Source organism: Mycobacterium sp. UM_WGJ, assembly GCF_000455125.1.
In the GTDB taxonomy this organism is placed as follows: Bacteria; Actinomycetota; Actinomycetes; order Mycobacteriales; family Mycobacteriaceae; genus Mycobacterium.
Genome location: NZ_AUWR01000027.1, coordinates 26,136 through 46,180, shown reverse-complemented (window position 1 = coordinate 46,180; position 20,045 = coordinate 26,136). Strand labels below are relative to the sequence as shown.

The window sequence follows — 20,045 nt, the reverse complement described above, 5'->3', positions numbered from 1 at the left end:
CTACCTCCTCATCCGCCTCGGGTCAGACACCACGTCACCGCGGTGATCAGCGCGCCCACGCCCACTCGCCGGGCCAGCCGCGTCGTCCGGAAAATGTCGGACGGCACAGGCGCCCGACCGTAGCCCATCCGCGCGCGATCTTCACGCCGATTTCCGTAGTAGGTATTGACCCCGCCGAGCTGCAGTCCCAGCGCCCCAGCGAAGGTGGCCTCGACCACCCCGGCGTTGGGGCTGGGGTGGTGGCGGGCGTCGCGGTGCCACGCCCGCAGCGCGCCGGCGCTATCAGGGCCCAGGGCACTCGCCAGCACACCGCTCAATCGGGAGGCCGGCAATCCCAGCACGTCATCCAAACGGGCTGCCGCCCAGCCGAACCGTTCGTAGCGGGCGCTGCGGTGCCCGATCATCGCATCCATCGTGTTGGCGGTGCGGTGCGCGACCAGTCCCGGAACGCCTGCCACCGCACCCCACACGAACGACGCCACCACGGCGTCGGAGGTGTTCTCCGCCACCGACTCGACTACGGCCCGCGCGACCTCGTCTGGACCCAACGCGGTCGTGTCGCGACCGACCAGGTTGCGCACCCGGGTCCGGGCTGACTCCAGGTCGCCGGCGGCCAGGAAGGCGTGCACGGCTTCGGCTTCGCGTTCCAGGGATCGGCCGCCGAGCACCGCCCAGGTGGCGAGGGCGGTCAGTGCCATGCGCGCCATCGGATTCCGAGCCCATCGCTCGGCGAGAAACGCCAACCCGGTCGCGCTTCCGACCAGTGCCAGAACATGGGCGACTCCGCTTGCCCGATCGTCGCGGTAGATCCGACGCTCCAACGCCAGCGCGCACGTCCCGAATCCGGCGACCGGATGCAGCCGCCGCGGATCGCCCCAGGCGCGGTCGGCGGCGTAGCCGAGCGCCAGTCCGAGCGCCCGGGCAGCGATCACCGCCGCGTCCGGTCTAGTGCGGCCAGCAGCCGATCGGTCAGGTCGGGGGGACGGACCGCGATCCGCACCCAGCTGTCATCCAGGCCTGGAAAGGTGTCGGCACGTCGCACGGCAACACCGTTCTCGCGCAAGGCCTTATGCACGCCGTGACCGACCTGGGCCAGTACGAAAGGAGCCACACCTGCGACGAAAGGCACCTCACGCTCGGCGAGTCCCTCACCCAAGTGCGCCCGCCAGGAAGCTAATTGCGCAGCTCGGCGCGAACTTTCGCGCATCGCCCGCTCATCCGAGCAGGCCAGCATGGCGGCCAGCGCCGACGCCGACACCGACCAGGGGATCTGCAGTCGTGCCGCCTCGGCGAGCAGTGCGGGATCGCCGAGCAGATACCCGGCGCGAATCCCGGGGATCGACCAGTGCTTGGTCAGGCTGCGGCTCACCAGCAGTCCCGAATTCCGCTCCCCGGAGAGGGTTTCCGGCTCATCGGGGATCGCATCCAGGAATGCCTCATCGACCAGCACCACCCGGCCTGGGCGCAGCAACTGACGCAGCGTCTGCGCCGGGTGCAACACCCCGGTGGGATTGGTCGGGTTGCCGACGACGACGAGGTCGGCGTCGGTGGGCACCGCATCCGGGTGCAGTGCGAACCCGTCGTCTGCCCGGCACAGCACCGTGCCGACGGTGCGACCGGCGGCGGTCAGCGCGGCATGCGGGCCGGTGTACTGCGGATGCACCACTACTGGAAAGCGCCACGGTCGCATGCGCGCCACCAGGTCGAAGGCCTCCGACGCGCCTGCAGTGGGCAGCACCTCCGCGGGGGTGCGACCGTGCCGGGCTGCCAACGCGGCGCGGGCCGCTGAGGTCTCGGGGTAAGCCATGGCGTCGTCGAGGGAGGCATGCAGTGCGTGCTCGAGCCAGTCCGGACGTGGCCCGGCATAGACGTTGACCGCGAAATCGAGCAGGCCGGGCGCGGCCTCGACATCGCCGTGATGGTGCAGATCCGGGCCGCCGAAACGGTGCACCGCGTCGGCGAACCGCTGCGCCAGCCCGGGATATCCGGCCCAATGGGTGTGCAGGTAGGACGCATGCAGGCTGCTGGCGGCAAAGCCGTCCGGGCCGTTGGGAAGCTGCCAGGCCGCGCTGACGGCGTAGTCGAAAACAGCCTGGGTGCGGTGGAATTCGTGCCCGGTCACCCGATCTCCCGCCCGTGCCAACAGATTGTCGGCCGCTGCCGTGGCTTCCCGGTAGCCCAGCGTCAGGTGCGGAGTCATCGCCGCATCGCCCGGCAGCGCGCCGACGCCCGCGTCCTCACCCACCCGACGGCACAGGTACGCCAGCCCGGCGCACTCGGCGACCGTCGGCACTCCTGCGGTGATCGCTGAGCGCAGCGCACCCAGCAGCGCAGTGTTGGCCCCCAACTGCCCGGCGTAGACCTCCGGAAACCCGCCGCCCAGGTAGATCCCTGCGGTACCGGCCGGCAGGCACGTGTCGGTGAGCGGGTCGAAGCTCGCCACCTCGCAACCGGCGGCGCGCAGCAGCTCGAACGTCTCGGTATAGCCGAACGTGAATGCGCGCCCCGCGGCGACAGCCACCACCGGCCGGCGCCCCGACGCCGCGCTGACTTCGGCAGCCGGGTCCCAAGCGCTGCCGGTCAACTCCGGAGCCTGGCGCGCCACCGCCAACAGCGCTTCCACATCCACGTACTGCTCCATCAGCTCGGCAAGTCGATCGGCCATGGCGGCGGACTCGGTGCGCTCGGCCGCCGGCACCAGTCCGAGATGCCGCGACGGTGTCTGCACACCCGCGTCGCGGGGCAACACTCCGAGCACCGGAATACCGCTGGGGCGCAATGCGGCAACGACTTCCTCCGCGTGCCGTGCGCTGCCGGCCTTGTTGAGCACCACCCCGGCGATACGCACCGCCGGGTCGAAGCCGGCCAGGCCCGCCACCACCGCCGCATGCGTGCGGGAGGCATGCGAGACGTCGACGACCAATACCACCGGCGTTGCCGTCAACGCCGCGATGTGGGCGGTGGAGGCCTCACCGTCGGTGCCCAGGCGCCCGTCGAAAAGCCCCATCACGCCTTCGATCACCGCGACATCCGCGCCTGCGGCGCCGTGCAGCAGCAACGGCACGATCCGGTCGGCGCCGACCAGATACGGATCCAGGTTGCGGGCCGGCCGGCCGGTGGCCAGCGCGTGATAGCCGGGATCGATGTAGTCCGGGCCAACCTTGTGCCCGCTGACTCCCAGGCCGCGGGCGGACAGCGCGGCCATCACGCCGACCGCCACCGTGGTCTTGCCGTGCCCGGATGCGGGTGCGGCGATGACCAGCCGGGGCAGGGAGACGGCTACCACGCTCACCATGCCTCACCACTCAATGCCGCGCTGGCCCTTCTGGCCGGCGTCCATCGGGTGCTTGATGTTGGTCATTTCGGTGACCAGGTCGGCGACTTCGATCAGCCGCGGATCGGCGCGCCGGCCGGTGATGACCACGTGCTGGTGGCCCGGGCGGTTGGCCAAGGTCTCCACCACGTCGTCGACATCCACCCAGCCCCAACCCATCGGGTAGGTGAACTCGTCGAGGATGTACAGGTCGTGGGTCTGTGCCGCCAGGCGTTCCTTGATCTGGGCCCAGCCCTCGGCGGCGTCGCCGGCGTGATCCTCGACGCCACCGGCCTTGCGGCTCCACGACCATCCCGAGCCCATCTTGTGCCACTGCACCGGGCCGCCCTCACCCGTCTCGGCGTGCAGTGCGCCCAGCCGCTCGAGCACGCTCTGTTCGCCGACCCGCCACTTCGCGGATTTCACGAACTGGAAGACCCCGATGTCGAAGCCCTGATTCCAGCCGCGCAACGCCAATCCGAATGCGGCAGTGGACTTCCCCTTGCCGTCGCCGGTGTGCACCATCAGCAGCGGCCGGTTGCGACGCTGGCGGGTGGTCAGATTGTCGTCGGGCACTGTCAACGGTTGTCCCTGCGGCATCAGGCGGCTCCCCTTCCGGTGGCATCGCGGACGACTCCGGCCAGTGCTTCGGCACTCACCTGCGGCAGCGGAACGTACTCGGCCCGCAGATGCTCGGCCAGCGTCCGGGCCAATCCGAGCCGCATCCGGCCGTTCTCGCAATCCACCACGACCGCCGAATATCCCTGCCCGGCAATCTGGTCGGCGGCCATCAGGGAGCGCTCGACCGGGCTCGTGCCGGCGGTGGCCCGGCCATCGGTCAAGACCACCAGCAGCGGGCGGCAGGCCGGCTCACGCAGTCGTTCCCGGCGGATCACCTCGGCGGCCTGCAGCAGGCCCTCGGCCAACGGGGTGCGGCCACCGGCGGGCAATTCGTCGAGCCGGACGGCGGCGATCTCCACCGAGCCGGTCGCGGGCAACGCCAATTCCGCCGTGGTGTCCCGGAACGTCACCACCGCCACCCGGTCCCGGCGACGGTAGGCGTCCAGCAGCAACGACAAGATCGCGGTCTTGACTTGGCGCATCCGTTCGATGGCGGCCATCGATCCGGAGGTGTCCACCACGAACAGCACCAGGTTGGCTTCCTGGCCCTCCCGGACGGCGCGGCGAAGATCTCTCACCTTCAGGATCATCCGGCCGCCGATTCTGCCGCGGGCACTCTGATGCGGTGCAGCGGCACGCAGCGTCTCGAACAGGTGCAGCCCGCCGGTGTCGCCGGAGGTGGTGGCGCCTACCCGGCGTCCGGAGCTGGTGCGGGCCCTGCTGCGCCGGCCGGCGCGTCCTTCGCCCAGGCCGTCGACGGAGAAAAGCCTTGCCCGGTAAGGGGAGTCGGCGCCCACCGTCGAAGTGGAACCCGGCTCAGAGTGCGCGGCCGGTGTAGGCCCGCATTGTTGTTCCGGCGGCGGTGAACCACCTTCCGGTGGACCGTCAGGATCGGGCCCGTCGGGTCCCGGACCGTCCGGGTCGGGCTGGGGACCGGAATCCTCCGGCGGCAGCAGTTCGTCGAGCTCGGTCTCGTCAAGGCCCGGGGCATCGAACGGCTTGCGCCGACGCCGATGCGGCAGGGCCAACCGGGCGGCCACCCGAAGGTCCTCGACACTGACCGCGTCGCGCCCCTGCCACGCCGCATGAGCTACCGCGGTGCGGGCACAGACGATGTCGCCGCGCAGCCCATCGACGTCGAACGCCGCGCAGATCTCGCCGATCTTGACCAGCGCAGCGTCGGTCAGCGCCACCTTGGGCAGCAGTTCCTGGGCTTGACGGATCCGGGCCCGCAGCCCCTCTTCTGCCGAGGCGTAGTTCGCGGCGAAACCCTGCGGGTCGGCGTCGAACGCCAGCCGCCGCCGTACCGCCTCGGCTCGCAACGCCGGTTCGCGCGGGGCAGACACCTCGACGGTCAGACCGAACCGGTCCAGCAGTTGCGGGCGCAACTCGCCCTCCTCGGGATTCATCGTCCCGACGATCACGAACCGCGCGGCGTGGGTCACCGACACTGAATCGCGTTCCACGGTCAGCCGGCCCATTGCCGCCGCGTCGAGCAGCAGATCCACCAGGTGGTCGGCCAGCAGGTTGACCTCGTCGACGTAGAGGATGCCGCGATTGGCGCGTGCCAACAGCCCGGGTTCGAAGTCGACGGTGCCGGCGGTGAGCGCCCGCTCCAGATGGATGGAGCCCACCACCCGGTCTTCGGTGGCGCCGACCGGCAGCTCCACCAGGCGCACCGGTCGGGTCTCGACGGTCGCGTCGCTCGGGAACGGACCGTCGGGGGAGAGCGGGTTCGCCTCAGCGGGATCGGAAGAGAACCGGTCGCCGGCCACCACATCGATGGGCGGCAGCACCTGGGCAAGCGCGCGAACCAGCGTCGACTTGGCGGTGCCCTTCTCGCCGCGGATGAGCACGCCGCCGATGCCGGGGGAGATCGCGCTCAGGACAAGCGCCAACGCCATGTCGTCGAGGCCGCCCGGGGCGTCCGGGTCGCCGCCGAGGACAGCGGGGAACGGGTACAGCTGTTGCATTGAGGCTCCGCTCGTGTGGCCAACACCTGTGTGTTGGCGACGCGAAGCCGGTATTCGGACTGACCGTGGCGCACCGAGAATGCGCCGCGGAACACCGTAGCGGGCCTGCGTCGGACTCACACCGACTTCCCTGGCGCTTCGCGCCGATACCCTAACACTCGGGGCCGCAGACGCCGACCGAGAGAAAGGGCACACGACCAGTGAGTGCACCTGTAGCAGACCTGACCGGATGGGTTGCCGAGCCGTTTACCGGCGGCGGTTTCACCCACGACGTATACCGCAAGGGGCAGGGTCCCGGCGTGGTGCTGATCCCGGAGATCCCGGGGATTCACCCCGGGGTCCTGGCGCTGGGAAATCACCTGGTGGACAACGGTTTCACCGTGGCGATTCCGTCGCTGTTCGGCGAGCCGGGCAAGGCGATCACGCCCGGCTACGCCGCGACCACGATCGCCCGGGCCTGCGTGACCCGGGAGTTCGCCGCGTTCGCCACCGACAAGCAGCGCCCGGTCACCCAGTTCTTGCGGGCGCTGGCCCGTGACCTCAACGAGAAGACTCCCGGCAAGGGTGTCGGGGTGATCGGCCAGTGCTTCACCGGAGGCTTCGCGCTGGCAGCGGCCGTCGACGACGCCGTGCTGGCGCCGGTGCTCAGCCAACCGTCCGTGCCGATTCCACTGACGCTGAAGCAGCGGCGTGACCCGGGGCTCTCGGAGGTCGAGTTGGGCGTCGTCGCCGACCGGGCAGCCAACGACGGACTGTGCGCTCTGGGCCTGCGGTTCAGCGAAGACAAGATGGCCCCCGGTGACCGCTTCACGACGCTCAAAGCACGGCTCGGGGACGCTTTCGAGGTGATCGAGATCGATTCCTCGTCCGGCAACCCGCACGGTCTGTCCCGGATGGCGCACTCGGTGCTCACCGACCAGGTCCGCGAGGTCGACGGCCACCCCGCTTACGAAGCGCGCAAGCGGGTGGTGGAATTCCTCACGCAGCGATTGACCTAGCTACCATCGCCGCTGTGCCAGCTCAGCCCAGCCCTGCCGAACGCATCGCCGTAGTGGGCATCGGCGCCGACGGCTGGACCGGGTTGGGTGACTCGGCCCGAGACATGGTGCTGGCGGCCGACGCCGTGATCGGCGCACCGCGTCAACTGGACCTGTTACCGCAGATCGAAGGTCAGCAGCGGCACCGGTGGCCGTCTCCGCTGCACGCCGGGCTGCCCGCGCTGTTCGAGGAGCTGGCGGGACTGCGGACCGTGGCGCTGGCGTCGGGTGATCCGCTGTTCAGCGGTATCGGCACCACGCTGATCGGACTGTTCGGTGCCGATCAGGTGAGGGTGCTGCCGGCGGTTTCGTCGGTCACGCTGGCCCGGGCCCGGCTGGGCTGGCCCGCGGAGTCCACCGCGGTGGTCAGCGTGGTCGGCCGTGACGTGCACGCGGTGCTGCGGGAGCTGGCGCCTGGCCGGCGGGTGCTGGTGCTGTCATCCGATGAGACCACCCCGGGGCAGCTGGCCGCCTTGCTGACCGAGCGCGGCTACGGAGCGAGCCGGATGGTGGTGCTCGGCGACCTCGGCGCAGCGGCTGAAACCAGGTTGGAGACCACCGCCGCCACCTTCACCGGTTCGTCCCCGCGGCTCAATATCGTCGCCCTGGAACTGGTCGGTCCATTGATGTCCGGCTGGGCGCCCGGTCTGCCCGATGATGCCTACCGCCATGACGGGCAGCTCACCAAACGTGACCTACGGGCCGCCGCGTTGGCGCGACTGGCCCCGGTCCCCGGGCAGCTGTTGTGGGACATCGGTGCGGGTGCCGGTTCAGTGGGCATCGAATGGATGCGTTCGCATCCGAGTTGTCGTGCTATCGCGGTCGAGGTGAACGACGTTAGGGTGCAACGTATCTCGGATAATGCTCGGAACCTCGGTGTGCCCGGGTTGCAGGTGGTCCAAGGCGCGGCACCGCAGGTGCTGGCGGACCTGCCCGGCCCGGATGCGGTGTTCATCGGCGGCGGGCTGAGCCGGGACGGGGTGCTGGCGGCCTGTCTGGCAGCGCTGGCGCCGGGCGGCCGGGTGGTCGCCCACGGGGTCACGCTGCAGGCCGAGGCGCTGCTGGCGGCGGCCTACCGCGAACATGGCGGCGAGCTGACCCGCATCCAGGTCGAGCACGCCGCACCGCTGGGCTCCTTCACCGGCTGGACACCGGGCCGGGCGATCACCCAGTGGGCGCTAGTCCGGCCCTGAGCGGTCGCGTGCCGGGTCATAGAGATGGCTCTCCCCGCCGCACGGATCGGGCAGGTCGGCTACCGCCCGGCCGACCAGGATGACCGCGGCTGACCGCAACCCGGCCTCTTCGACCGCGTCGGCGATGTCGGTGATCGTTCCGCGCAGCACCAGTTCCTCGGGCTGTGTCGCGCGATAGACCACTGCGACGGGGCATTGGCCGCCGTACTCGGGCGCCAGTTCGGCCATCAGCGCTCGGACGCGGGTGATCGCCAGATGCAACACCAGCGTCGCTTGCGTGGCGGCGAAGGCGGAGAGCGTTTCGCGTTGCGGCATGGCGGTGGAGGCGACTTGCGTACGGGTCAACACCACCGACTGCGTCACCAGCGGCACCGTGAGCTCTCTGCCGAGCACCGCTGCGGCCGCCGCGTACGCCGGCACTCCGGGCGTCACCTCCCACGGCACTCTGGCGGCATCGAGACGGCGGGTCTGCTCGAAGACCGCGCTGTACAGCGACGGATCCCCGGACACCAGCCGTACCACCGCGCGACCCGCCCGATGCGCGGTGACCAGTCGGTCGGTGATCGCATCCAGATCCAGATCGGCGGTATCGACAAGGTCGGCCGCCCGCGAGCAGTGCGCGAGTACCTGCGGGTCCAGATAGCTGCCGGGGTAGAGCACCACGTCGGCGTCGGCCAGCAGCCGTGCCGCCCGCACCGTCAGCAGATCCGCCGCGCCCGGGCCGGCCCCGACGAACTGGACCGCTAACGCACCCATCGCGGCGTCCATACCCGCCCCGCCGTCACCCGCGTCGACGAGGCCCCTACTAGGACAAGACATTTCATATCGATGGTGTCGGTGTCCAGCTCGCCCAGGGTGGTCACGCTGAGCTCCTCTGTCGCCCGGCCGATGTCGCGACCGATGACCACCACCGTGTGCGCATCCCGGTGTTCCAGTAGCACTTTGCGTGCGATCGCGATCTGGTCGGGCCGGGCACGTGACGCCGGGTTGTAGATCGCCAGCACCAGGTCGGCTTCGGCGATCGCCCGCAGCCGCGACTCGATCACCGCCCAGGGCTTGAGCCGATCCGACAGGCTCAGCACCGCGAAGTCGGCACCGATCGGGGCGCCGGCCGCCGCGGCCACCGCCTGCACCGCCGACACTCCGGGCAGCACCCGCACCGAAACGTGTTGATACTGAACATCCGTACCGGTTTCCGAGGCCGCCTCGAACACCGCCGATGCCATCCCGAAAACCCCGGCATCTCCGCCGGAGACCACCGCCACCTTCTCGCCGCGGGCGGCCAGATCCAGCGCGAACCGAGCCCGGTCGAGCTCCACGGTGTTGCCGGAGGTGTGCCGCTGCAAGCCCTCGCGCTGCGGAACCCGCGCGACGTAGGGGCCGTAGCCCACCACGTGGTCGACGGTGGCCAGCGCTTCGGTGGCCTCGCGGGTGAGCCAGCCCTCGGGTCCCGGTCCCAGCCCGATCACCAGCAGCTCGGCTGCGGCGCGCACCGGCTCAACGACCGCCGGCGCCGGGGCCGTCGACGTCCGTGAGCGCTGCCCGTTGCGGGAGTCCCCGTCCACCACGATCAGCGACAGGTAGGGGACGCTCGCCTCCTCGACATCGGCGACCCGCAGCCAGCGCTGTTGCGGATGGCTGGCCCGCTCGACGTAGTAGGCGTGCTCGAGGCGGCCCGCCGCTACCAGGGCGCGGCGCACGGCCGGGAAGGTGCGGCCCAGCTTCATGATGATGGCGCCGTCGGTGTCGGCCAGTCGCATCGCCAGTTCGTGCTCCGGCAGCGTTCCCGGCAGCACGGTCAGCACGTCGGTCTGGCGCACCAGCGGCATCCCGAGCGCGGCGGTAGCGGCGCTGAACGCCGGCACACCGGGGATGATCTCGGTGTCGAAGCGCATCGCCAGCCGGTCGTGCATGTACATGAACGAGCCGTAGAACAGCGGATCGCCCTCGGTCAGCAGCGCCACCGTGCGACCGGCATCCAGGTGGGCGGCCAGCCTCGATGCCGACGCTTCGTAGAAGTCGGCGAGCGCTCCGGCGTAGCCGCCGGGGTGATCGGTAACGCCGGTGGTGACCGGGTAGCGCAGCTCTTCCTCGCGGACTTCGGGCCGGATCAGGTCGGCGGCGATGGTGCGCGCATACGACGACTTGTTGACCCCGGCGTGGTAGGCCACCACGTCGGCATCGGCGATGATCCGGGCCGCTTTGCGGGTGATCAGCTCAGGGTCACCGGGTCCTAGGCCCACCCCGTAGAACTTGCCGGTCATTCGGCATCCGAGGCGAGTGCGTTCAACGCCGACGAGGTGATTGCCGACCCGCCGCGCCGGCCGCGCACCGTCACGAACGGGATGTCGATGCCGTGGTCGCGGTGCAGCGTGGCCAACGCCTCCTTGGACTCCGCGGCGCCGATGAACCCCACCGGGCAACCGACGATCACCGCCGGGCGCGGCCCGCCGTCGATGATCGTCTCCAGCAGGTGGAACAGTGCGGTCGGCGCGTTGCCGATCGCCACGACGGCGCCGGCCAGCTCGGGTTCCCACAACGAGACGGCCGCCGCCGAACGGGTGGTTCCCCATTCCTTCGCCAGATCCGGGACCCGCTCGTCGCGCAGGTAACAGCGCACCTCGTTGCCGGCGGGCAGCCGCCCGGCGGTCACGCCGACCGCCACCATCCGGGCATCGCAGAGGATCGGCGCGCCGCCGTCGAGTGCGGCCCGCCCGGCCGGCACCGCGTCCGGGTGGATCAGCAAGTCCTTGGCGACGTCGGTCTGCCCGGCGCCGTGGATCATGCGCACCGCGAGCCGCTCGGCGGCCGCCGGGATGTGGGACAGGTCGGACTCGCGGCGGATCGTCGCGAACGATTCGACGTAGATGGCCGGACCGTCGGCAATGTAGTCGTAATGCCGAGACGGGCGCATGGGCCTGCTCACGGGTTCGCCTCCTGGGCTTGGGGGATGAAGACACCCTGCCACGGCGTCACCACGAGCTCGATGTGCTCTGCCAGCGATCGCCCCTGGTCCGGCGTGAGCACGCCGTCGGGGACGTGCACGTGGGTGCCGCCGAGCACGCTGCCAAACGGTAACGGACCCGACGGGGCCGGGACGCGCGGGTCGGCGGCGAGGGCGGGTTGCAGCGGCCGACCGAGTTCGCGGACATGCCACGGCGCGTCCGGCTGCTCGCCGCGCGCTTCCTGGAATGCCGCCGCCAGCTCGGCGAGCCGGGCGGCGGCGTCGTCGAGACCGATCACCGCACCCCAGTCGTCACCGACTCGCAGCTGGGCCTCGGTGGCACTGAGCGCCACCAGGCCCGCGTCGCTTTGCCGATCGATCAGGTCGCCGCGGCCGTCATCGAGCACGAACAGGAAGCGACCGGGCAGCCGGGCGAGTCGCGGATCGGCACACAGCAGCGCGTCCAGCCCAGTCGCCACCGGGCGCAGGTCCGCCCGCCCGCCGGCATGGCCGGTCTGCGGCGAGACCAGGATGTTGCGGACCAGCTCGTGACTGGGCGACGGCAACAGCCCGGTCGACTCCACGGCGGCCACCGCGTCGGGGGCCAGCGCACCGGCGTGGTCGGCCAACCCGCGCAGCTGCAGATTGGCCCGCTTGGTCAGGTAGACCGAACCGTCGGCGAACTCGGCGCTGACCTGCAGCAGCCGGGCCAGTGAGGCGGCTGGCAGCCGGCCCCCGACCAGGCGTAGCCGCACCAGCAGTCCGTCGTCGGCCACCCAGGGGCGTAGCACGCCTGGGCATCGGTCGGCCCTCGTCCTCATCGGTCACACCCGCCACGTGGGGGAGCCCATGGAAGTGTTGCCCGCCTTTGCGCGACAACACCCGTTAAGTCAGCCGTGTCGGTTGCGGGTTTGGCGTGCACGGACTGAATTGTCGCTCAAAGGCGGGCAATAGACATGCCGCCGCACTCCGGTGACGGGTGGGACTCGTGGGATCAGCCCGTCGTCAGCGCCGCCACCGCCGGGCCGAACATGGTGTCCTTGATCGCGCCCAGAGTTCCCGAATCCTTGCCGGCCAGCGGCCGCAGAAACTCGGTCGCGGCCGGAGTCACCGCGCCCTCGGCGGCGGTGCTGTCCACGATGCCGAAGGTCGCGGCGTCCACCCCGCCGAACCGGCGGCCGGTGGTCATCGACGCCACCTGGGCCTGCGGGGTGAGCTTGGCCTGGATCAGCGCCGCCATCCCCGACGTGAACGGAATCCGGATGTCGACCTCGGGCAGGCAGAAGAAGCCGCGGTCGGCGCGCATCACCCGGAAGTCGTGGGCCAGTGCCAGCATCGCGCCGGCCCCGAAGGCGTGGCCGACGACGGCCGCCGCGGTGGGGATCGGCAAGGTCAGCACCCGCGCGAGCAGTGCATGCACCCGGCCGACGTACCAGTCGGTGCGGTCGCCGTTGGCCATCAGCCAGTCCAGGTCCAAGCCGTTGGTGTAGAACTTGCCGCCCGCGGTGGTCACCAGGCCCTGCGCCTTGCCCTCGGCGTTGGCGGCCAGCACGTCGTCGAGCACCCCGTTGATCTCGTCGAGAAAGTCGGGGGAGAACCGGTTCTCGTCCGCGCCGAGGTCCAGCACGGCGATCGTGTCGTCATAGGTCAGGTTCATGGGGTGGATCCTTTCTGATTCATGCGGCGGTCCCAGCTTCGGCTCTCCTCCGTCGAGCCTCGCTGAACCGCCAGGGGTGGCCCGACCGACAGCACGGCGCGGACCGCCGCGCGCAGGTGGGCGTGGGCGCGTGCGCTGCCCAACCGATTCCGGCTGAGCACGATCGCGGTGGGTAGATCGACGACGCAGGTGGTGATGGTGTCGACGGCGGCGGCGTCGCGGCGGTGCCACAGGCCGTCCGCAAGCCGAATGAGTAGGCCGACCAGCTCGGCATCGGTGCCGCGGAGCTGCTCGGCCAGTTCCGGAGACAGGTCGTCGTCGGGCATCTGGTTGCGCTGGATCGCGAACAGTAGCTTGCAGGCGTCGGGATGACGCTGCGCGAACGCCACCGGAGCGTCGGCGGCGGCAACCACGGCCTCGACTGGGTCGGTGACCGCGTCCACCAGGTCGCCCTGCACCGCCAGAAAGCGCCGGGCGGCCCGCAGCCAGGCGGCGGCAACCAGCCCGGCCCGCGAGCCGAACCCGTGGTAGACCGCTCCGTTGGAGGCGCCGGTGGCCTCCCCGATCGCGCGAATGGTCACCGCGGCCGGGCCGGACCGGGCGGCAAGCGTCTCGACGGCGTCGAGCACCTGCTCGTGGTCGTGCACGCGCGGGCGGGGCATGGCCGTCACCGTAACAGAGCAAGCGCTCTGTTACCAGGTGCGGTCACTCGGACGCTGGCGTGACAGGATCGGACCATCATGAGCACTCCCGCAACCCGTCCCGTCGTATTCTCCGGCGCCCAGCCGACCTCCGACTCGCTTCACCTCGGAAACGCCCTCGGCGCGGTCGCGCAGTGGACCAGCCTGCAGGACGATCACGAGGCGTTCTTCTGCGTCGTCGACCTGCACGCGATCACCGTGCCGCAGGACCCGGCGACGCTGCGCCGCCGCACGCTGGTGACCGCCGCCCAGTACCTCGCGCTGGGGATCGACCCGGCCCGCAGCACGGTGTTCGTGCAGAGCCATGTGCCGGCCCACGCCGAACTCGCCTGGCTGCTCGGCTGTTTCACCGGTTTCGGCCAGGCGTCGCGGATGACGCAGTTCAAAGACAAGTCGCAGAAGCAGGGGGCCGACTCCACCACCGTCGGTCTGTTCACCTATCCGGTGCTGATGGCCGCCGACGTGCTGCTCTACGACACCGCGGTGGTCCCGGTCGGGGAAGACCAGCGCCAGCACCTGGAGCTGGCGCGCGACCTCGCGCAGCGCATCAACGCGCGCTTCCCGGAGACCTTCGTCGTCCCCGAGCCGATGATCCCGAAGGCCACCGCCAAGATCTATGACCTGCAGGACCCGACCGCCAAGATGAGCAAGTCGGCGGCCACCGACGCCGGCCTGATCAGCCTGCTCGACGACCCGGCGAAAAGCGCCAAGAAGATCCGCTCGGCGGTCACCGACTCCGAGCGCGAGATCCGCTACGAGCCGGACACCAAGCCGGGCATCTCGAATCTGCTGACCATTCAGGCCGCGGTCACCGGTACGGATGTCGAGTCCCTGGTGAACGGCTATGCGGGGCGCGGCTACGGCGATCTGAAGAAGGAGACCGCCGAGGCCGTCGCCGAGTTCGTCACCCCGATCAAGGCCCGGGTGGACGAGCTGCTCGCCGACCCGGCCGAGCTGGAGGCGGTGCTGGCCGCCGGTGCGAGCCGGGCCCGCGAGGCGGCCGCTGCCACGCTCGCGCGGGTGTACGACCGGGTGGGATTGCTTCCAGCGCAGGCATGAGCAAAGCCGTGACCGACCAGTCCAACGGGTCTAAGCCGGGCGTCATCGACCGGCTGCGGTCGCGCTACGGCTGGTTCGATCACGTGGTGCGCGCCCAAGAGCGCTACGACGACCGCCAGGGCAACTTCTTTGCCGCGGGGATGAGCTACTACACCATCTTCGCGCTGTTCCCGCTGGCCATGGTCGGGTTCTCCGTCGGCGGCTTCCTGCTGTCGCGCCGGCCCGAGGTGCTCGACGAGATCGAGCGCCGGATCAAGCATTCGATCCCCGGCGAGTTCGGCAACGAGCTCGTCACGCTGATGGACAGCGCAATCTCCTCACGAGCCTCCGTCGGTGTGATCGGCCTGGCGACCGCTGCCTGGGTGGGGTTGACCTGGATGGCCAACCTGCGCGAGGCGCTGTCGGAGATGTGGGAAACCCGTTCGGACAAGCAGGGTTTCGTCTCTTCCAAGCTTTCGGACCTGCTCGCGATGGCGTGGGCGTTCGGTGCCATGCTGGTCACCGTCGCGCTGACCGCCCTGGCTGATCCGAAGTTGATGCGAAGCGTGCTGCGGTGGCTGGGCGTTCCTGACTTCACCCTGCTGGGTGGCCTGCTGCGGGTCGCGTCATTGACCATGGCCGCCGGGGTGTCGTGGCTGTTGTTCACCTGGATGATTGCCCGGTTGCCCCGCGAATCGGTGAGCTTCAACAGCGCGATGGAGGCCGGTGCTATCGCCGCCGTCGGCTACGAACTTTTCAAGCAGGCCGGCTCGGTGTATCTGCAGTCGGTGATCAACGGCCCGGCCGGGGCGGTGTTCGGACCAGTCCTGGGCCTGCTGGTGTTCGCCTATGTCACCGCTCGGCTCATTCTGTTCGCCACCGCATGGGCGGCGACGTCGGCGGACAACCTGCGTGTCGACTGAGCCCCGACCCTAGGAGAGTTATGTGTCGGCCGGCACCGGGTAGCGGCTCATGATCGATACCCGGTTGAACGAGTTGATCGTGATGGCCGACCAGATCAGCAGCGAGACCTGATCGTCGGTGAGGTGCTCGCGCAGCAACGTGTACTCGTCGTCGTCCAGGTGCGCCTCGGAGATCCACGTGACCGCCTCGGCGATCTCCAGGGCAGCCCGTTCGGTGTCGGAGAACAGCTGAGTGTCTCGCCAGGCCGGCAGCACCGCGATCCGCTGCACGGTGTCGCCGGTGGCCAGCAGCGCCTTGCTGTGCATGTTCAGGCAGAACGCGCACCCATTGATCTGGGAAACCCGCAGGTTCACCAGTTCCAGGACTGTTGGCGGCAATCCGGCGTCTTCGGCACGTGCCCGCACCTCTGCTGCGGCGTCCAGGTAGGCCCGGTAGACCGAGGCGGACTGCTTGTTGACGGCGATCCGCGTCATGATCAGTCGCCGGACGGGTCGACGAGGTCGGCGAACTCCGGGTGCTTGGTGATGTAGGCCTCGACGAACGAGCAGGTCGGTACGACGCGTTTGCCGGCCGCACGGGTGTCGGTCAGGGCGGCGCCGATCAGCGTGCTGGCCAGGCCGCGCCCGCCGAACGCCTTGTCGATCACGGTGTGGTGGAAGATCCGCTGATCGCCACGTTCGATGTAGTCGGCGAACCCGGCCTGTTCGCCGTCGACGGTGATCTTGTACTGCCCGTTGTCGTGGGTGACGGTCGGTTCGCTCATCTTTGCAGCCTATCCGAGCCAGGCGCCGCGCCGCATGACCCGCGCGACCCGCCAATCTCGATCCAGCACAACCAGGTCGGCGTCACGCCCGGCTGCCAGAACACCGGCCCGGTGCAGTCCCAGGACGTGCGCCGGCGTGGACGAGGTCATGCGCACGGCGGCGGCCAGGGCCGCATCGTCTGCCCCGAGCAGTCGTACCGCGGTCGCGAACAACCGGTCCATGGTGGCGGTGCTGCCGGCGATCGTCGCCGTACCGCGCAGCCGGGCCACCCCGTCGGCGACGTCGACGTCGAGCCCGCCGAGACGGAACGCGCCGTCGCCGACTCCGGCGGCGGCCATCGCATCGGTGACCAGTGCGACCCGGCCCGGGCCGGCGGTGGCCACCACGTGGCGGATCGCCCCCGGGTGCAGGTGCACGCCGTCGGCGATCAGCTCGACGGTCACCCGGGGGTCGGACAGCAGCGCCGGGACCGGCCCCGGCTGGCGATGATGCAATGCCCGCATCGCGTTAAACAGGTGGGTGCCGACCCTCGCCCCGGCATCGATCGCCTTCTGCGTCAGTTCGTAGCTCGCGTCGGTATGTCCCACGGCCACAACGATTCCCGCATCCACCAAGTGCCGGATGGTCGCGATGGCACCGGGCAGCTCGGGGGCCAGCGTCACCATTCGGATCGTGCCACCGCCGGCAACCAGCAGCGCCTCGACCTCGGTATCAGAGGGCGCACGCAGCTGACCGCTGTCGTGTGCACCGCAGTGCAGCCGGCTCAGCCACGGCCCCTCTAGGTGGATGCCGTCCACCACGCCGCGCCGGGCCGCGGCAGCCAGTGTGTGCACCTGCGCCAGGAGGGTTTCCGGCGACGCGGTCACCAAGCTGGCCAGGCCGCCGGTGGTGCCGTGCGCAGCGTGCAGGGCCGTCGCGTGGTCCGGATCGTCAGCGTAGGAGACGCCGGCGCCACCGTGGGAATGCATGTCGACGAAGCCGGGAACCAGTACGCAGTCACGGAAGTCATATTCTGGCCGAATCGGGGCCGGCCCAGCCCCGCAATCGGCAATGCGCCCCTCGGCCACCGACACCCAGCCGGGCCGAAGCACCGCACCGTCGATCACGGCGGCGCCGGCGGCGATGACGGTCATGCCGAGGCCTCGCTGTCAGCAACCAGGGCTTCGCCGCCCTCGGAGGGCCAGCGTCCGCCGTTCTCCCAGAAGTGCCGGATGTCTTCCAACTGGCGGCCCTTGGTCTCGGGGGCGTAGCGGTATACGAAGCCCAGGCTCAGCACCGCCAGCACACCGAACACCGCGAACGTCCCGGCCCCGCCCAGCGAGGTGAGCATGGTCAGGAACACCGCGGCGACGATCGCATTGGCCACCAGGTCGGAGGTCAGCATCGCCGAGGACCCCATGGCTCTCATCCTGGCCGGCAGGCTCTCGCCGGCGTACACCCACACCAGAGAGCCGAACCCGAAGGTATAGCCGACGGTGAACAGCAGCACCCCACCGAACTTGACCGCCGCCAGGGCGTCACCGAACGTCTCGCCGGCGGCGAACACCGCAACCAGCAGCAGGTTGGCCGCGACCATCGCGGCGATCCCCGACAGCAGGATCGGCCGCCGGCCGACGCGGTCGATGATCACCAGTGAGACGACCATTGCGGCCAGGGCGGCGACCTGCACCAGTGCCGGCAGAACCAGCAACGCGAAATCGCCTTCGAAGCCCATCTTCTCGAACAGTCGGGGGCTGTAGTAGACGATCGCGTTGATCCCGGTGATCTGGATGAAGAAGCCCAGTGTCACCACGAACAGCGTCGCCCGCAGGTAAGGCGGCCGCAGCATCTCGCGCAGCACGCCGACTCCGCCGGCCTGCTCCTCGGTCAGGGTGCGGCCGATCTCGGCCAGCTCGCGCTGCGCGTCGGCGCCGGGCTCGATCCGCCGCAGGGTGCGTTCCGCATCGTCGACGCGGCCCTTGAGCAGATACCAGCGCGCGGTGTCGGGGACGCGTGCCAGCAGCAGAGCAACCAGCACCGCCGGGACCGCGGCCAGACCCAGCATCGCCCGCCAATTGCCGGTGCCGGCCAGCAGGTAGGCGAACAGATAGCCGGCGATGATCCCGATCACCGTGGCCACCCCGTAGGTGACCAGCAGTGCGCCCCGGGCGTGAGCCGGCGCGGACTCGGCCACGAACACCGGAACCACCACTACCGATACGCCGATGGTGATGCCCAGCAGCAGCCGCGCCACGGTCAGCGTCGACACCGACGTCGCCGCCGCCCCCAGCACCGCGAATACCGCGTAGCCCAGCGCCACCGACACCATCGAGCGTTTCCGGCCGATCGCGTTGGCCAGCCACCCGCCGGCCATGGCGCCGGCGATCTCGCCGATCACCGTCGCGGTGGCGATCATCTCCTGTTGGGTATCGGTCAGCCCGAAGTCACGCTCGATGAACAGCAGCGCGCCGGCGATGTTGGACAGGTCGTAGCCGTAGATGACGCCGACACTGGCGGCGGCCACTCCCACCAGCAGCGCCAGCGGCGAGGAGCGGCGCAGTTCGGCGAATCGGCCCATCTGGCTCACCGTAGGGGATATGAATCCAGCCGATCAGGCTCGGGTGAGAACCCGGGGGCCGATCTGGTGGGCGAGTTCGAGCGCGAGCTCGACCGCCAGCCGCCGCGTGCTGGGCGGGTGACCCAGCAGCTCGGTGGCGCGCGCCACTCGCTGCAGCACCGTGTTCCGATGAGCATGGAGGCGGGCCGCGGCCCGCGGCGCGTTCTCGGCCTCGTCGAGGAACACTCGCAGCGTCTCGCGCAGGCGCTCCGCGCTGGGGTCATCGGCAGCCAACGGACCGAGTGTGGTGGCCACGAATTCGGCTGCGCGGTCCAGGTTCTGGGCCGCCAGTTCGGTGACCTCCAGCTCGTCGTAGAGCCCGACCCGGGTCCCGGCAGGATGCGCGACAAGCACACGCTGGACAGCCAGTGCCGCGGTGTGGGTGCGGCGGAAGCCGCCGATTCCGTGCCGGGCAGGGCCCACCGCGACGCGGATAGTGGGATGGATGCGATTGATCGACTCCCGCAGTGCATCCAGCGCCGGGGCGGCCTCGCTGCCCAGCCAGGCCCACAACGTGGACGTTCCGGCCGGCAACGTCAGGGGCCGCCGCGCACCGGCGGCCTGCGCCAGCACCCCGGCGGCCGATTCCAACGCGCCCTGGATCTCGCCGAGCGGGGGAGCCCACAGCACCAGCGCGGTGTGGTGCCGGCCCAACTCGTAGCCCAGCTGGCCGCTGGCCCGACGGCTGTCGATCGGGGCGTCGTCGAGGATCAGCCGGATGGTCTCTGCGCGGCGCGCCAGCGCACCTCCGAGCACCTCCTCGCGTTCCCGCTGGGCCTCGGCGATGACCTGGCTGACCACGTGGTCGACGTACTCGAACATGCGTTGCGAAGAGGCGTTCAGTAGCTGGATGAGCAGCGGACCCGGCGGCACGATCTGGGCGGCGTGCGCCATATAGCGCTGCCAGCCGACGTTCTGGCCGCGGCGGTAGGACTGGAATAGCACGTCGAGGCCGATGCCGCGCCGCGCAATGGTGCGGGCGACGTCCAGGGCCTCGGGGGGAACGTCGAAGGAGGCGGGCCGGTCGTCGCGGCGGGCGAACATGGTCATCACCCGGGCGAGATTGGCGCGGTTGCTCGCCGACATCTCCGCGGTCAGCGCCGCGTCGGCGCCCAGGAACGGCGACAGTTCGATCTCGGCGGCGTCCATCTCGGCGACCAGGTCATCGATTTCGGTCAGCATCAGTTCGGCCACGTCGCCCATCAGCGCGACGACGTCGGAGGGCGGCGGCGGGGCATCCATGCGATGAGTGTGCCATCGCACACATATCCGCAAAAGATCTGA

Annotated in this window: 19 protein-coding genes and 1 riboswitch; of the genes, 4 read left to right on the top strand and 15 right to left on the bottom strand. The window is 70.2% G+C overall.

The window, feature by feature from the left end; genetic code table 11:
• Positions 1-8: 8 nt before the first annotated feature.
• Genes cbiB through N416_RS0109940 form a run of 4 tightly spaced genes read right to left on the bottom strand, consistent with a single transcriptional unit; the run spans position 9 to position 5,907 of the window.
• The gene (cbiB, locus tag N416_RS0109955; protein WP_024441961.1) at positions 9-932 is read right to left on the bottom strand and encodes an adenosylcobinamide-phosphate synthase CbiB; all 924 of its coding nucleotides are present in this window, start codon (positions 930-932) and stop codon (positions 9-11) included.
• On the bottom strand, positions 929-3,292 hold the full coding sequence (locus N416_RS0109950; RefSeq protein ID WP_231384121.1) for a cobyrinate a,c-diamide synthase: 2,364 nt from the start codon (positions 3,290-3,292) through the stop codon (positions 929-931). The genes cbiB and N416_RS0109950 overlap by 4 nt, the downstream gene beginning before the upstream one ends.
• A 6-nt stretch (positions 3,293-3,298) precedes the next feature.
• A complete protein-coding gene (gene cobO / locus N416_RS0109945; protein ID WP_024441959.1) occupies positions 3,299-3,913 on the bottom strand; it encodes a cob(I)yrinic acid a,c-diamide adenosyltransferase in 615 nt (204 codons plus the stop codon).
• Complete coding sequence (locus N416_RS0109940; RefSeq protein ID WP_024441958.1) at positions 3,913-5,907, bottom strand: magnesium chelatase subunit D family protein; 1,995 nt, start codon at positions 5,905-5,907, stop codon at positions 3,913-3,915. The genes cobO and N416_RS0109940 overlap by 1 nt, the downstream gene beginning before the upstream one ends.
• A gap of 27 nt (positions 5,908-5,934) precedes the next feature.
• A riboswitch (cobalamin riboswitch) is annotated at positions 5,935-6,084 on the bottom strand.
• 23 nt (positions 6,085-6,107) lie between these two features.
• Between N416_RS0109940 and N416_RS0109935 the strand changes: the two genes are divergently transcribed.
• Together N416_RS0109935 and N416_RS0109930 are read left to right on the top strand one after the other, a co-directional pair.
• Positions 6,108-6,905 carry a dienelactone hydrolase family protein gene (locus tag N416_RS0109935; RefSeq protein WP_024441957.1) on the top strand — a complete coding sequence of 266 codons (798 nt, stop codon included), beginning with the start codon at positions 6,108-6,110 and terminating at the stop codon, positions 6,903-6,905.
• 14 nt (positions 6,906-6,919) lie between these two features.
• On the top strand, positions 6,920-8,137 hold the full coding sequence (locus N416_RS0109930) for a bifunctional cobalt-precorrin-7 (C(5))-methyltransferase/cobalt-precorrin-6B (C(15))-methyltransferase (protein WP_024441956.1): 1,218 nt from the start codon (positions 6,920-6,922) through the stop codon (positions 8,135-8,137).
• Here the strand turns inward: N416_RS0109930 and cobM are convergent.
• The 6 genes from cobM to N416_RS0109900 form a co-directional block, all read right to left on the bottom strand.
• Positions 8,123-8,893, bottom strand: coding sequence for a precorrin-4 C(11)-methyltransferase (gene cobM / locus N416_RS0109925; protein ID WP_024441955.1), 771 nt, complete (start codon positions 8,891-8,893; stop codon positions 8,123-8,125). The genes N416_RS0109930 and cobM overlap by 15 nt on opposite strands.
• Complete coding sequence (cobJ, locus tag N416_RS0109920) at positions 8,881-10,401, bottom strand: precorrin-3B C(17)-methyltransferase (RefSeq protein ID WP_024441954.1); 1,521 nt, start codon at positions 10,399-10,401, stop codon at positions 8,881-8,883. The genes cobM and cobJ overlap by 13 nt, the downstream gene beginning before the upstream one ends.
• Positions 10,398-11,051, bottom strand: a complete 654-nt coding sequence (locus N416_RS0109915) for a precorrin-8X methylmutase (protein ID WP_196805122.1) — start codon at positions 11,049-11,051, stop codon at positions 10,398-10,400. Before N416_RS0109915 ends, cobJ begins: the two co-directional genes overlap by 4 nt.
• Before the next feature lie 8 nt (positions 11,052-11,059).
• On the bottom strand, positions 11,060-11,902 hold the full coding sequence (locus tag N416_RS0109910) for a nitrite reductase (protein ID WP_036457617.1): 843 nt from the start codon (positions 11,900-11,902) through the stop codon (positions 11,060-11,062).
• 173 nt (positions 11,903-12,075) lie between these two features.
• Positions 12,076-12,738, bottom strand: a complete 663-nt coding sequence (locus N416_RS0109905) for an enoyl-CoA hydratase-related protein (protein ID WP_024441951.1) — start codon at positions 12,736-12,738, stop codon at positions 12,076-12,078.
• Complete coding sequence (locus tag N416_RS0109900) at positions 12,735-13,400, bottom strand: TetR/AcrR family transcriptional regulator (protein ID WP_024441950.1); 666 nt, start codon at positions 13,398-13,400, stop codon at positions 12,735-12,737. Before N416_RS0109900 ends, N416_RS0109905 begins: the two co-directional genes overlap by 4 nt.
• 78 nt (positions 13,401-13,478) lie before the next feature.
• On the opposite strand from N416_RS0109900, the gene trpS reads away from it, so the two are divergent.
• Both trpS and yhjD read left to right on the top strand, forming a co-directional pair.
• A complete protein-coding gene (gene trpS, locus N416_RS0109895) occupies positions 13,479-14,498 on the top strand; it encodes a tryptophan--tRNA ligase (protein ID WP_024441949.1) in 1,020 nt (339 codons plus the stop codon).
• Positions 14,495-15,400 (top strand): inner membrane protein YhjD, encoded by a 906-nt coding sequence (yhjD, locus tag N416_RS0109890; RefSeq protein ID WP_046300235.1) that lies wholly within the window; start codon positions 14,495-14,497, stop codon positions 15,398-15,400. Before trpS ends, yhjD begins: the two co-directional genes overlap by 4 nt.
• Positions 15,401-15,418: 18 nt before the next feature.
• On the opposite strand, the gene N416_RS0109885 is transcribed toward yhjD, so the two are convergent.
• The 5 genes from N416_RS0109885 to N416_RS0109865 are packed head-to-tail and all read right to left on the bottom strand — an operon-like array spanning position 15,419 to position 20,003.
• The gene (locus tag N416_RS0109885) at positions 15,419-15,874 is read right to left on the bottom strand and encodes a carboxymuconolactone decarboxylase family protein (protein ID WP_024441947.1); all 456 of its coding nucleotides are present in this window, start codon (positions 15,872-15,874) and stop codon (positions 15,419-15,421) included.
• 2 nt (positions 15,875-15,876) lie between these two features.
• Complete coding sequence (locus tag N416_RS0109880; RefSeq protein ID WP_024441946.1) at positions 15,877-16,164, bottom strand: GNAT family N-acetyltransferase; 288 nt, start codon at positions 16,162-16,164, stop codon at positions 15,877-15,879.
• Positions 16,165-16,173: 9 nt separating this feature from the next.
• On the bottom strand, positions 16,174-17,298 hold the full coding sequence (nagA, locus tag N416_RS0109875) for an N-acetylglucosamine-6-phosphate deacetylase (RefSeq protein WP_024441945.1): 1,125 nt from the start codon (positions 17,296-17,298) through the stop codon (positions 16,174-16,176).
• Entirely contained in the window at positions 17,295-18,704 is a 1,410-nt protein-coding gene (locus tag N416_RS0109870; protein ID WP_369797592.1) for a sugar porter family MFS transporter, read from the bottom strand. The genes nagA and N416_RS0109870 overlap by 4 nt, the downstream gene beginning before the upstream one ends.
• Before the next feature lie 51 nt (positions 18,705-18,755).
• Entirely contained in the window at positions 18,756-20,003 is a 1,248-nt protein-coding gene (locus tag N416_RS0109865; protein ID WP_024441943.1) for a CdaR family transcriptional regulator, read from the bottom strand.
• Positions 20,004-20,045: the final 42 nt, after the last annotated feature.

Coding starts and splice junctions, on each gene's coding strand:
- N416_RS0109940 (WP_024441958.1), bottom strand. CDS start 5,907: ATGCAACAGCTGTACCCGTTCCCCGCTGTCCTCGGCGGCGACCCGGAC.
- cobO (WP_024441959.1), bottom strand. CDS start 3,913: ATGCCGCAGGGACAACCGTTGACAGTGCCCGACGACAATCTGACCACC.
- cobJ (WP_024441954.1), bottom strand. CDS start 10,401: ATGACCGGCAAGTTCTACGGGGTGGGCCTAGGACCCGGTGACCCTGAG.
- N416_RS0109865 (WP_024441943.1), bottom strand. CDS start 20,003: ATGGATGCCCCGCCGCCGCCCTCCGACGTCGTCGCGCTGATGGGCGAC.
- N416_RS0109880 (WP_024441946.1), bottom strand. CDS start 16,164: ATGAGCGAACCGACCGTCACCCACGACAACGGGCAGTACAAGATCACC.
- N416_RS0109900 (WP_024441950.1), bottom strand. CDS start 13,400: ATGCCCCGCCCGCGCGTGCACGACCACGAGCAGGTGCTCGACGCCGTC.
- cobM (WP_024441955.1), bottom strand. CDS start 8,893: ATGGGTGCGTTAGCGGTCCAGTTCGTCGGGGCCGGCCCGGGCGCGGCG.
- yhjD (WP_046300235.1), top strand. CDS start 14,495: ATGAGCAAAGCCGTGACCGACCAGTCCAACGGGTCTAAGCCGGGCGTC.
- trpS (WP_024441949.1), top strand. CDS start 13,479: ATGAGCACTCCCGCAACCCGTCCCGTCGTATTCTCCGGCGCCCAGCCG.
- N416_RS0109885 (WP_024441947.1), bottom strand. CDS start 15,874: ATGACGCGGATCGCCGTCAACAAGCAGTCCGCCTCGGTCTACCGGGCC.
- N416_RS0109915 (WP_196805122.1), bottom strand. CDS start 11,051: ATGCGCCCGTCTCGGCATTACGACTACATTGCCGACGGTCCGGCCATC.
- N416_RS0109905 (WP_024441951.1), bottom strand. CDS start 12,738: ATGAACCTGACCTATGACGACACGATCGCCGTGCTGGACCTCGGCGCG.
- nagA (WP_024441945.1), bottom strand. CDS start 17,298: ATGACCGTCATCGCCGCCGGCGCCGCCGTGATCGACGGTGCGGTGCTT.
- N416_RS0109910 (WP_036457617.1), bottom strand. CDS start 11,902: ATGAGGACGAGGGCCGACCGATGCCCAGGCGTGCTACGCCCCTGGGTG.